We start from the raw sequence: 12,631 nt of genomic DNA, 5'->3' as shown, positions 1-12,631 counted from the left end.
AATGCTGACATACAGCTGGCAACAATGAAATTGTATCATGAACCTTAGGATGACTAAGGGGGTTCTTGGAAATGAACATCGGGATCTTAGGAAGCGGCTTTGGCGCTTATCACGCAAAGCTGCTGGCACAAATCAAGGATGTGGATAAAATCGTTGTCTTCGGAAGAAATCCATCGAAGCTCACACAGCTGAGGGACAAACTTGGTGTTACAGTGACCAGCTCTGCCGATGATATCCTGCTGGACCCGAGCATTGATGCCGTTGACATCTGCCTGCCCTCTTCACTGCACAGCCGCTTCGCGGTAGAGGCGGTCAAGCAAGGGAAGCATGTATTCTGTGAAACGCCTGTCTGCTGCGGACTAGAGGAGGCAGAGCTTATGAGAAAGGCGGCAGAGGAGCATGGAAGACTGATTCTGGTGAATCAATTCATCAAGTTTGATCCCGCCTATGCTTATCTGCATAAAGCGGTTCAGAACAGGACCTATGGCAAACTCCTGTCCGTTAGCCTGTTCCGGGAGACTCCCCCGCTATGGGGAAATCTGGGCCTGGATGCCATTGCGGTTAAGCTGATGATCCATGAGCTGGATATGCTCACATGGCTCCTAGAAGCCCCCGAGCTGATGAACCTCTGGGGAAGTCAGCCCGTGGATCGGCCCGAGCAATCTCTCGTTCGGGCTTTCTACCAATCGAGAGGTACCTTCGCTGAAGTATTAGCTTCCTCGCAAATGCCCGAGGCCTATCCCTTCACGGTGGGGTATGACGCCTATTTTGAAGAGGGAAAATTAAGCTACCGGGAAAGCGACGGAAACGGGCAGATTCATTCCTCTCTTCAGGAATACACCCCTTCCGGGGAGCGTGTGCTGTCTCTGACACCGGTAAATCCTTACGAAGCAAGCCTGAAGCACGCTTTAGAGTGCTTTGCCAAGCCCGGTGAATCACTCCTCACGCTGGAACAAGCTGCGCGTTCTCTTCGCCTCGCGCTTCAGCTAGAGAGCCAACTGGCCCCGGATCAGACGAACCGGACATAGTCGCCTCCGATCAGACGAGCCGGGCATAAACGGTTGTAGGCCCAAGTGGTTCAGGCATTTTCATTAAGCTCTTCTCCCCCCATACGGGCCTTACGTCGGGATGCTCCTCTGATCAGAAGCCGCAGGAGCGGCGGCACGGCGAGGAAGATAAAGAAGGTGCGGAACAGCTGATAACCGGCCACCATGGACAAATTGGCGCCGACTTCCTGTGCCATGATGCCCATCTGATCCATGCCGCCGGGAGCCAGGCTTAACAGGGCGGTCGCCAGCGACACGTGCTCCAGCCCGGACAAGATCAGGCTGAGGCCTACAGAGCCTGCTATAAGCACAATCGCACTTGCCAGAGCCAGCGATATGGAGCGGGCCTTATTTGCGAGCTGACCGGGTCTAAGCATCAGCCCCACATGAGTGCCGATCATCAATTGGGCCGCACCCACCAGCAGCGCTGGAAGCTGGGGGCCCTCCAAGCCAAGCAGCTGCAAAGTGCAGGTAGCAAGGGCTGGTCCGAGCAGGAACGCGGTCGGAAATCTGATCTTGTTCCCGCCCCATGCGCAGAGCACGCACACCGGAGCAAAGATCAGCATTGCAGGAAACAGCTCTCCCCAGCCATGGTGAAGGGCAGCCGTCGCCGAGGGGGCTGCCCCGCCAGTATGCGTCAGCCCGAGCAAAGGACTGAATACGAGCAGGGGCACGCTGACAATGATCATCATCAGCCGGATCACCTGAGTTACGGTAACAACAGTGATGTTAATTCCCTTGGTCTCTTCCGCCAGAGCAACCATCTGGGTCAGTCCGCCAGGGATGCTGCCCATGAGCACCGTCATATAGTCCACCCCCGACAGCTTGGATACGACAAAGGCAATTCCCGAGCACATCGTCAGCAGCAGCAAAGTCATGAGCAGCATACTCGGCAGCTGACCCGCCATTTGCCGAAGAGCCGAGGCAGTCAGGGATAGGCCGATCGTGTAACCCACGATGATCATGCCCGTATCCCTAGCCTGGGGCGGCCAGTCGTATCCTTTTCTCCAGATACTTGCGCCAATCAGAGCGGCAATCATCGGGCCAAGCAGCCAAGGAATGGGCAGCTGAAGGACAGTAAATAAGGCGCCTCCTATACCTGCTGTTAGAATCGTAACGACCCATCGGGCCAACCTTGAGGTCCAAAATCCAGATATCTTCACACGTTTCTTCTCCTCCCTGCTTCATCTCCAAACGAATATAAGCCCGGCACTTAAGGCGTGCCGGACTCTCCCGGATACAGGAGCATAAGACCTGTCGGGGTCTTACGCTCCTATCTGTTTCAATTTCTCATCCAGCAGCTTAAATGCTTCGCGAAGCCGATCCTTCGGCACATTCGCATAGCGCTCTCCGATACTCACTTCGTAAGTACAGCGATTCCCTTCCCGCTCAGCAAGATAGGCGGCAATTCCCACGCCTGTCTCTTCGCAAACCTCGATCAGAATCGGCTCAACAACCTCTTTGGGCACTGCAAAATAAGCGTGGAACATATTAGATACAGGCTCCGCAGGCAAGGTAGATACTGCATGGCAGCCATTGAACAGCTTAGCCAGCTCTTTCGCCTCCTCATAATACTGCTCCATCTTGTTCACTCTCTGCTCGAAATAGTAATCCGAGCTTAAGATATAAGGATAAAGGCTGATCAGATCCCCTCCGTGCCGGCGTTTCCACACCTTTGATTCCGAAGTGAAGTCCTTGCTCCCTGCCAGGATTGCCCCTGCAATACCGCCAATTCCCTTGTAGAACGAGACATAGACACTATCGAACAGACTGCAGATCTCAGCAGCGGACTTCCCGTAATAAGGTACGATTTCAAACAGCCGGGCCCCGTCCAAATGCAGCCTAATCCCTTTGTCCCGACAGTACGCGGATATTTGCTCAAGCTCCTCATAAGCCGGAAGCTGGCCGCCGATCTCTCGCTGCGGCAGCTCTAACAGCAAACAAGAGATCTCCTCCTGTAAGTTAACGACATCCTCCAGGCGAATTAACCGGTCCCGTTCTGCAAGCAGAATCGGCTCTATATGGTGCAGCTTCTTAAGCCCATCTTCCTCATGAATCTCCAAGTGAGACAGCGGATGATACGCTACTCTTGCGACTCCCTTGCGGTCACACCATATTCTAAGTGCGATCTGCTGAGCCATAGTTCCGCTTGGGAAGAACACCGCGGATTCCTTGCCCAAATAAGCTGCGAGCTTCGTCTCGAACTCTGAGATCAGATCCCCTTTCCCGTAAAAGTCACTATCCAAATCTCCATCCACGTTCTTCAGCACATCCTTCAGCACCTGGACATTTCGCTTTCCATGCCCGGTCAGAGGATACACAGCACGGCCGAAGGCCTCTGCCAATGTGATGTTACTCATCCTAAATCGCCGCCCCCTTAGTTGTCTTAGCAACAAATATTGTTCTCTCTAACTTATCACATTCACCGGTAAAATTGGAGATTTAGCCATCCCCTAGCCAATCTAGCATGATAATCCGTATAAAAAATCCAATTTCAAGCAAATTAAGTGTAACAATAAAAAGGAAGGCGTTGCCATGTCTATATTTCTCCGAATCATACAAACCTTTTTCTCAGGCAAACGCGCTAAACGGAATGCTACCCAGGACATGCCCTCTGATGAGAGCAATTCCAGTATTCTGCAAAGCGGCTCGGTTCCTGAAGTCCTTCAATTTCTGAGAAGCCAGTTAGGCAACAGCCCAGACATTATCCTTCAGGAGCTTGGAGATGCAAGCCATAAGCTGCACCGGATAGCGGTCTGCTATGTTGACGGTCTTGTTGATACGAAGCTGCTATCCACGCTGATGCGGTCCTTGCTCTCCCTCTCTCTAGAAGAGACGCTCAAGAATCCACAGCCTGAGGAATGGCTTAAAGAGCATATTCCTGTCAGCCAAATCAGTGTTGTGAAATCGGACGGGCCGCTTGTTCAGTCCATTCTGGAAGGTCAGACTGCCGTCATCATCGATGGAATGAAGAAGGCCTTTACCTTCTCCATCCCCGGAGGAAGTCGTCGCTCGATTGAAGAGCCCTCCACCCAGACAGTCATCCGCGGCCCTAAGGAGGGATTCACAGAAGAAATCGGGACGAACATTGCCCTGCTGCGGCGAAGAATCCGTTCTCCTCACCTGCGGTTTGAAACCCGGACGCTCGGACAATATACCCAGACCAAAGTGGCCGTGGGATATATCAATGGAATTGCGAACAAGGACGTGGTCGATGAGGTGATGGCCCGGCTGGATAGAATTGATACGGACAGCATCCTGGAGGGCGGCTATATCGAGGAATTTATTCAGGACGGGGCCTATACACCCTTCCCGACCATTTACAATACAGAACGTCCGGATACCGTCGCCGCAGGGATGCTGGAAGGCTTAGTAGCAATTATTGTGGACGGAACTCCGTTTACACTGCTTGCTCCCGTCACCTTCTTCAGGTTCTTTGCCTCCAGTGAGGACTATTACCAGCGGTACGACATATCCTCCTTCCTTAGATTGGTCCGGTTGGTCTCATTCATTGTTGCCTTGATGCTTCCCGCTGTTTATATAGCCATCACCACATTCCAGCAGGAAATGCTCCCTACCACCTTGCTGATTACTTTGGCCGCGCAGCGTGAGGGAACACCGCTGCCCGCCTTGCTGGAAGCCCTGGTGATGGAACTGACCTTCGAGGTCATTCGTGAAGCAGGGGTTCGGATGCCCAGGGCGATTGGCCCGGCTATATCCATTGTGGGCGCTCTCGTACTGGGGCAGGCCGCCGTTCAGGCCGGTCTGGTATCTGCCGCCATGGTCATCGTCGTGTCATTCACGGCGATTTCTAACTTCGTGCTGCCTGCGATCAATATGGCCTCCGCCGTCCGGCTTCTCCGGTTCGCGCTCATGCTGCTGGCTGGAACCCTTGGCCTATTTGGTATTCTGGTCGGACTGGTCCCTATTCTGGTCCATCTGGTATCCATTCGCAGCTTCGGAGTTCCTTATATGGTTCCGCTCGCGCCACTGGATTGGTCCAACATGAAGGACTTCATAGTCCGTTTGCCTTGGTGGAGAATGAAGACCCGGCCTGTCATTATCACAAAGAGCCGCTATCGGCAAGCAGCGCACCAAGAGCCTCGGACCCAGCATATTGCTGAAGATGAGAATTTCGATCAACTACCATGAAGGAGAGGGAACTAGAGTGCGATTACTTAAAGCAGCCTGCCTATCTCTAGCTATGGGAATGAGCCTGTCCGGGTGCTGGAATCGTACAGAGCTCAACGAACTGGGGATTACATCCGCAACCGGATTGGATCGCAAAGATAAGGAGTGGAGGGTCTCCTATCAAATGATCGTTCCCTCTGTCATGTCTTCAGGATCGGGAGGAGGATCCTCCGGCTCCTCTTCCCAGCCGGCCGTGCATACCTTTTCCACCCAGGCGAAGACCATTCAAGAAGCTAACAACTATACGAATCTGGAAAATGCGAGACGGCTCTATGTGTCTCATAACAACGCACTTGTGATCGGAGGAGAAGCGGCAAGGCAAGGCATTAGCCCCATTGTCGATGTTTATTTCCGGAATACTGAACAACGGGAGACCGTGCTGCTGTTCGTCACGGAGGGAACAGCCGAAGAGATGCTGCGCATGCTCATCCCTCCAGAGAAATTACCTGGCGCAAGTCTTGCAGAAATTATTCGTAAGGAGAACGAAACCGCCTCCATCTATCCCTCGATCAACATGCTTGAATTTGGACAAAGGCTGAATTCGGATGCCAAAGGGGCCGCTATTCCTGTTATTTCTATTGCCGGGGACGACAGCACCGAGGGCAGGGAATCCCTTGAATCGCTTGATGTTAACAAGTCTACTTCTCCGCCCGCGAAGATCAAGCTGACCAAGCTGGCTATCTTCCAAGGCGACCGGATCGTAGACCTACTAGATCCTGCAGAAAGCAGGGGCATAACCTGGCTGATCGGGAAAACCAAAGAATCGGTCATCTCTATCCCCTTTCCTGATGCGGAGGAGTCTGAAGCAGACAGTCAACTGTCTTCAGTTCGAATCAGATCTACCAGCATTAGAATCAAGCCGATCAAGAGGGACGATCACTATGTAATGCAAGTTAAGGCCAAAGTAAATGGAGTCTTGCTGGGAACAGACGTTACAGAAGACTTATCGAAGCCCCGCGTGATCAAGCAGCTGCAAACCCAGCTGGAGAAGCGAATTGCCCAAGAGATGGAGACGGGAATGACGGCGATTCGCAGGCTTCGGGTCGATGTTGCAGGCTTCGCCGACAAGGTGCATCGGAAATATCCCCGGGACTGGAGGAAAATTAAAGAGCGGTGGGCCGAGGAACTGGCTCAAATCGAGCTGGACATTCATGTTGATGCAACGATCAAACGGCCAGGCATCCTTCAGAAGTCCTTCAGATCCCTATGGCAGAACTCATAAAGATGCACGGGATAGGAAATCACTTGGTTCAATGATAAAGGGGCTTATGCGATGAATAAAGGAAATACCCGTCTGTCTGAAGTTGTCATCACTCTCTCTCTATTCGAAGTCGGAAGCACAACATTGTTCCAAATCGGCGCCGAAGCCAAGCAGGATGCTTGGCTGGCTGTAGCCATCGGAGCAGGTCTAGGACTGATCTTGCTGCTGATGTATTTGCTAATTCAGCATTTAGATAACCAGAGGGATCTATATGAAATGTGCCTCAATTACTTTGGGAAATGGCTGGGGCGATTCATCGGGCTTCTATTCATTGGCTACTTCCTGTATGAAGCTTCACGAAATTTGCGTGACCTGGGAGAACTGACGGTTCTCACCCTGCTGAACCGTACGCCTCTAGCCTTCATTCTAGTCATCGCCATTGCTGTAGTCACCAACACGATACGCTATGGCCCTAGGATGCTCATGCTAGTCTGCACATCCCTGCTTCCTATTATGGTACTGGGTTATGGAGTGATTGTCTTCTTCGTACTGGCCAGGGGAATGGCCGACTGGGAGCTCATGAAGCCGGTTCTCGACAACGGATGGAGCCCTGTGTTGAAGGCTGCGATACCTGAAATCGTCTCCTTTCCCTTCGGCCAGCTCGTGCTCTTCCTGGTCTTCTTCAAGCTTGTAACACCACACCCCAAATTAAACAGATCCGTGTTGACTGCTTACGTTAGTATAGCTCTTATCCTGATGATTCTGAATCAGATCAATATTCTAGTGCTCGGCCCTGCGATCGCCGCCGATCTTACTTACCCGCTGCTAGAGGTTGTCCAGCTCATTCAGATCGCCAAGGTATTTGAGCGTACGGACGCCCTCTTCACCCTAATCCTGTTCCTTGGCCTGGGCATCAAGATCGCCGCCTTCTTCTCTGGTGCCGTAGTTGGATTTCAACGGATTACCGGGATTAATTATAAGAAATGGGCGGTCCCTGCAGGGCTGGTCATTCTGGCCTTATCCTTTCTGTCCAACAATTACACAGAATATCTATGGGTAGGGCTCCACATCACGGTCAGCTGGACATCTCCAATCTTTCAGATGGTCCTTCCCCTTCTGCTGCTAGTCGTTATGCTGCTTCGAAAAAAAAAGCGGCCAAGCCAGAAGAAGAATGACTCTGCTTCGCCTTCATAAGGAAGGGATTGGCATTTCCATCATACGGTCACTGTGATAGATTAGATTATACCTAAATCTCTTCTAGGAGAAGCAGATCTATCATGATATCTATCTATCCTATTAACGACGCAAAGTGGCAGGAGCTTCGCTCCCATGTCGCCACTTCGTTCCAAGACTTAACACTCAAACGCGGATTCCAATACTATAAGCAAGAGCGCATTCGGGAGTTCAGCATGCCAGAACCTGAACGAATTGAGGCAAGTGTTCAGGGAACAGAGCTCTACCAGGTCAACATCGAGCTGAATTCTCTCACAAGCAGCCGGTGCAGCTGCCCGGTCGGCGAGTGCTGCAAGCATATGGCCGCGGCTTTGATGCAGTACGCTCACCTCCAGCAGCGGTCTGTCCCTGCCCTGGTGAACGCTCATTCCGCTCTAGCCCTTGAGCGTACGCCCCCACCTTCTCATCAAGCGGCCCTCAGCCGAAGCAGCGCCCAACAGGGTGAGCTGAAGGCCGCGGCTGCGATGAGGTGGAGAGACCAGGCAAGCGGCCTCGCAAGAATGCCCGTCACCAAGTGGCACGAGCTCTTCGAGGCCTGTACAGCGCCTATCGGAACGGCAGGAGCCGGCAGCCGGTATGCAGAGAGCGCCCTGGACTTTATCTTTGCGCTGAACCCTAGACTTGCTCCAGGGCTGGAGCAGCTGTATGAGCTGCATGCCCATCTGTTTGTCCTGGACAAGCTGATCAAGCCTGTTCAGCAAGGTCTACACACCAATCTCCATCTGGGCTATTACACACAGGTTGCCGCCGATGACCTGACCCATGCCGTGAGTCAGCTTCTTCAGCAGAAGCTGGAGCTTGAAGCTGAAGAAGCGCCGGAAGAGGCGCAGCGCCTTCAGGAGACCCTGGATTACCTAAGAGATAAGATGCTCACCGAACCCCAGAGCTCCAGCTATTTTCTGAGCTTCTATGAGCAGCTCTGGCAGACCTGGAACCGGCCGGGTCTTAAAGGCACAGAGGCATACCGTGAGGAGCTTAGCCGGCTGGAGACGGCCGAGGATTCCATAGGCCCCGCCCTGTCCCGCCTGTCTTGGCTGCTTGCTCAAAGCTCCATGCACTTCTATCTTCATCAGGATGAGGAGGCTTGGGATAAACTAAGGGAAGCGAACAACAGCTTCCATATTCATCCCGGCAGGCTGTTCTACTACCTTCGTGAGCTGCAGCATCTCCAGGCCTGGGATAGGCTTCAGCGATGGCTGATCGAGATCGGCCCTCTGCTCACAAGCGCTCGCGCTTCTATGCTGAATGACTATCTGAGTTACTGGGAGGAGGTCACGAAGCAGCTGCCGGAGGCGGAGTCGCACATGTGGGAATCTCTCATCCGCATGCTGCCCAGCGCCAGCAGCATCTATCAGGAAGCCCTGCTGAAGCACGGCAAGTGGCAGCGATGGATGGACTACCAGCTCAGCACAGGCCGGGAGCCTCTTGAGTTCCGAGTGACCGAGCTTGCGCCGGTAGAGAAGAATGCTCCCGAGCTGCTGCTTCCCTTCTACCATCAAGCGGTGCAGCGATACATCCTGCACAAGAATCGGGACAGCTACAAGGACGCGGTCAAGCTGCTGAAGCGGTTGGCCAAGCTGTACAAGAAGCTGAAGCAGGAAGCAAGATGGGAGGAATTCCTGGAAGGCTTGATCGGCCGTTACAGCCGGCTTCGCGCCTTCCAAGAGGAGCTTCAGAGAGGAAAGCTGTTATGATGAACCCTTATATAGACCATATCACCATACAGGTTACACTGAGCACCCACGGAGACGCGCTGATCCACGGGACAGCGCAGCAGCTGGGCAGCCTGAACGGACAACAGTTGAAGGATCGCTTATTCGCATGGCATGAGGCCTCCTTCTACGGCACTGCCTTAGAGATTAAGCAGGTACAAGACATTGATCTGATCCTGCTTCCAGCCGAGCAGGTCCTCCCCTTCTGGGCGGATCCCCAGCTGCTTCAGCATATGGAATGGAGCTGGGCCGAAGAAGCCTCTATGCTGGCTCAGGCTGCTCCGGTGCTGATGAAGTGTATTGATGCCAAGCGATATCTGCCCAGCTTCGTAGACTTTCGCGCTACCGGAAGACTCGTCTGGACCTGGGATGAGGCAGGGCTTGAGCCGCATGAGCTGAACCTTCTCCTCGAGGCGAGCGAAATAGACGAATTCCGCCAAGGGCTCTCCGCTGCCTTCTCTGCCTGCGTGTACGACCGCTGGTATGGCACAGAGGAAGCTGCGGCCGACTTGCGCAGGGAATATCCCCAGCTCTTCTCCAGGGCCGGCATACCTGCCGCTGGCCTAGACGCGCAGAGCTGGCTGGTGGCGATCGGCTGGCGTACCGACTTAGCCCCCTTCCGGCCTGCGCTGCAGCTTCTGGAGCCGGAGGAGGAGCATGACTCCTGGCGGCTCAATCTAGTGCTGCAGGACAAGCTTGACCCTGCAGCGCTTTATCCTGTCCAGCTGAACGAAGGCGGACAGGCCCTTGGTGCGTGGCCGGAAGCCTGGAACGGCCACGCGGCTGAGCGCTCCGCCAGCTGGCTGGAGCGCCTTCGCAGCGTCCTGCCCGGAGCGTGGCTCACGGGCAGCCCGGACGATCTGCTAAGCCGCCCGCTCGGCAGCGAAGGCGCATGGCAGTTCCTTACCCAGCACAGCCTGCGCCTGCTGGAGGCGGGCTGGCAGGTGCTGCTGCCCGCCTGGTGGGAAGCGGCCCGCCGGAAGAAGCCACGGCTTAAGGCCAAGGTTAAGCCGGAGGAGGGCGATTCCCAGGCCCAAGGCAGCCGGGGCAGCTCCCTATTCGGGCTGGACTCTATCATCAGCTTCGATTGGCGCATCTCCATCGGGGAGAGCGACCTAACCGAAGGCGAGTTCGAAGAGCTGGTCGCCCGGGGAGAGCGGCTTGTCCGCTTCCGGGACCAGTGGGTTCCGCTGGACCCGGCCCTGCTCGCCCAGATTCACCGGGCGATGAACGGGGTGGACAAGGAGCAGGGCCTGTCCTTCCAGGATATCCTGCATCTGCATCTTACGCAGGATCGCCAGGACCAGCGCGGCAAGACCGAGGCACAGGCGGAGGCAGAGGAGCCTGAACAGAGCCCCGATGCGCCCGTGCGCCTGGAGGTGGAGCTGAACGAGCATCTGACGAAGCTCATCGCCCAGCTCGGCAGACATTCGGAGCTGCCGCTGCTGCCGCAGCCCGCAGGGCTCCGTGCCGAGCTGCGCTCGTACCAGCGGGAAGGCTTCTCCTGGCTCTCCCTGATGCGCCGCTTCGGCCTCGGGGCCTGCCTCGCGGATGACATGGGCCTCGGCAAGACCGTCCAGTTTATCGCCTATCTGCTCCAGCTTCAGGAGAGCCGGGAAGCCGCGCAGGCTTCCTCCCTCCTGGTCTGCCCGACTTCGGTGCTGGGCAACTGGCAGAAAGAGCTGGCCCGCTTCGCGCCTTCCCTACGGATCATGATCCACTACGGCCCGAGCCGCCTAAGCGGAGAAGCATTTCAGGAGGCCGTGAAGCAGGCTGATATTGTGCTGACTTCCTATGCCACAGCTACCCTGGACCAGGAGCTGCTGTGCACAGTAACCTGGGCATCCATATGCCTAGATGAGGCGCAGAATATCAAGAATGCACAGACCAAGCAGTCCGCCGCCGTCAAGAGCTTTCCGGCCCGGCACCGAATTGCGCTAACGGGGACGCCCATTGAGAACCGGCTGACCGAGCTGTGGTCGCTGTATGACTTTATGAATCCGGGTTACCTCGGCAGTGCCCGTGTGTTTCAACACCGCTTCATCCAGCCGATTGAGAAGGACGGTAATGGAGACCGCACCAAGGAGCTGCAGAAGCTGGTTCACCCCTTCATGCTCCGGCGCAAGAAGAAGGACCCGGCGATCCAGCTTGACCTTCCGGACAAGAATGAAGCGAAGATCTATATCCCGCTGACCCCTGAACAGAGCGCACTCTATGAGCAGACAGTACATGCGCTGATGGAGCGCATGAAGCAGCTTGAAGGCATAGCGCGCAAGGGAGCCATCCTGTCCGCCCTCACCCAGCTCAAGCAGCTGTGCGACCATCCGGTACTGCTAACCCAGGAAGCCTTGCCCTTAAGCGCCGAAGACGGATGGGACCCGGAAGACCGTAAGCGCTCGGTTTCCCGCTCAGCCAAGCTGGAACGGCTGCTCGACATGGTGAAGGAGCTTCGGGAAGAAGGCGACCGCTGTCTGATCTTCACCCAATATGTCGGCATGGGGCTGCTGCTCCAGCAGGTGCTCCAGCAGGAGCTTCAAGAGCCGGTGCTCTATCTGAACGGCAGCACCCCCAAGACCGCCCGGGACAAGATGATTGACAAGTTCCAATCCCGGTCGCTTCCTCCGGAGGAGCAGCCAAATGTATTCATCCTCTCCATCAAAGCGGGAGGCGTTGGCCTGAATCTGACGGCAGCCAACCATGTCTTCCACTTCGACAGGTGGTGGAATCCCGCCGTGGAGAATCAGGCCACAGACCGCGCTTACCGGATGGGCCAGACAAAGGATGTACAGGTGCATAAGTTCATTGCTCTAGGAACACTGGAAGAACGGATCGATGAGATGCTGGAGAGCAAGCAGCAGCTCAGCGACAATGTCATTTCAAGCACCGAAGGATGGATCACCGAGCTGTCAACCGAGGAGCTGAAGGACCTGTTTACCCTGCGGCAAGGGATTGGCGGGTAACTCCTGTTCAGGAACATTATCCAAATGAAGCTATGCATAACAAGAGAAGCTCTTCGTCACGAGAAAGAAAGAGTTTCTCTTGTTTATTATTCGGTCAAGCTGCCGCAGCCAAAAGAGCGAATGAAATTAGGCTGTCCGGCTTCCAGTCCCTCCTATGTATGATCTTCATAGGGAGGCTCGTCTTTTTTTGAATTTGCATGTTCCTCCATAATATTGTCGAAATTTATAAAAGATACCGCGGCCGATTCCCCCTTGTCAGGATGAAAAAAAGCGCCTACTATGCTACAA

The 12,631-nt window shown here is 54.7% G+C and carries 8 protein-coding genes; 6 read left to right on the top strand and 2 right to left on the bottom strand.

The features are described 5' to 3' along the window. Window positions 1-71 precede the first annotated feature (71 nt). The gene (locus DCC85_RS01460) at window positions 72-1,028 is read left to right on the top strand and encodes a Gfo/Idh/MocA family protein (RefSeq protein WP_108463974.1); all 957 of its coding nucleotides are present in this window, start codon (window positions 72-74) and stop codon (window positions 1,026-1,028) included. A 50-nt stretch (window positions 1,029-1,078) separates the two neighbouring features. Here the strand turns inward: DCC85_RS01460 and DCC85_RS01455 are convergent, their stop codons facing one another. Together DCC85_RS01455 and DCC85_RS01450 are read right to left on the bottom strand one after the other, a co-directional pair. Next, window positions 1,079-2,209, bottom strand: a complete 1,131-nt coding sequence (locus DCC85_RS01455; protein WP_234414290.1) for an AbrB family transcriptional regulator — start codon at window positions 2,207-2,209, stop codon at window positions 1,079-1,081. 102 nt (window positions 2,210-2,311) lie between these two features. Next, window positions 2,312-3,406: a threonine aldolase family protein gene (locus DCC85_RS01450; RefSeq protein ID WP_108463973.1), complete on the bottom strand. Its 1,095-nt coding sequence runs from the start codon at window positions 3,404-3,406 to the stop codon at window positions 2,312-2,314. 175 nt (window positions 3,407-3,581) lie between these two features. Here DCC85_RS01450 and DCC85_RS01445 point away from each other — a divergent pair, with 175 nt between their 5' ends. The 5 genes from DCC85_RS01445 (at window position 3,582) to DCC85_RS01425 (ending at window position 12,343) form a co-directional block, all read left to right on the top strand. Continuing rightward, a complete protein-coding gene (locus DCC85_RS01445) occupies window positions 3,582-5,198 on the top strand; it encodes a spore germination protein (RefSeq protein ID WP_234414289.1) in 1,617 nt (538 codons plus the stop codon). 16 nt (window positions 5,199-5,214) lie between these two features. Beyond that, on the top strand, window positions 5,215-6,459 hold the full coding sequence (locus tag DCC85_RS01440; protein ID WP_159081734.1) for a Ger(x)C family spore germination protein: 1,245 nt from the start codon (window positions 5,215-5,217) through the stop codon (window positions 6,457-6,459). A 51-nt stretch (window positions 6,460-6,510) separates the two neighbouring features. Further along, window positions 6,511-7,632, top strand: a complete 1,122-nt coding sequence (locus DCC85_RS01435; RefSeq protein ID WP_108463971.1) for a GerAB/ArcD/ProY family transporter — start codon at window positions 6,511-6,513, stop codon at window positions 7,630-7,632. Between the two features lie 83 nt (window positions 7,633-7,715). Further along, window positions 7,716-9,365: an SWIM zinc finger family protein gene (locus tag DCC85_RS01430; RefSeq protein ID WP_108463970.1), complete on the top strand. Its 1,650-nt coding sequence runs from the start codon at window positions 7,716-7,718 to the stop codon at window positions 9,363-9,365. Next, a complete protein-coding gene (locus DCC85_RS01425; protein WP_108467654.1) occupies window positions 9,365-12,343 on the top strand; it encodes a DEAD/DEAH box helicase in 2,979 nt (992 codons plus the stop codon). Before DCC85_RS01430 ends, DCC85_RS01425 begins: the two co-directional genes overlap by 1 nt. Window positions 12,344-12,631 lie beyond the last annotated feature (288 nt).

It is taken from the genome of Paenibacillus sp. CAA11, assembly GCF_003060825.1.
Taxonomy (GTDB): domain Bacteria; phylum Bacillota; class Bacilli; order Paenibacillales; family Paenibacillaceae; genus Fontibacillus.
Note: the sequence above shows the minus strand (reverse complement) of the source record. Positions and strands in the feature narration are given on the sequence as shown.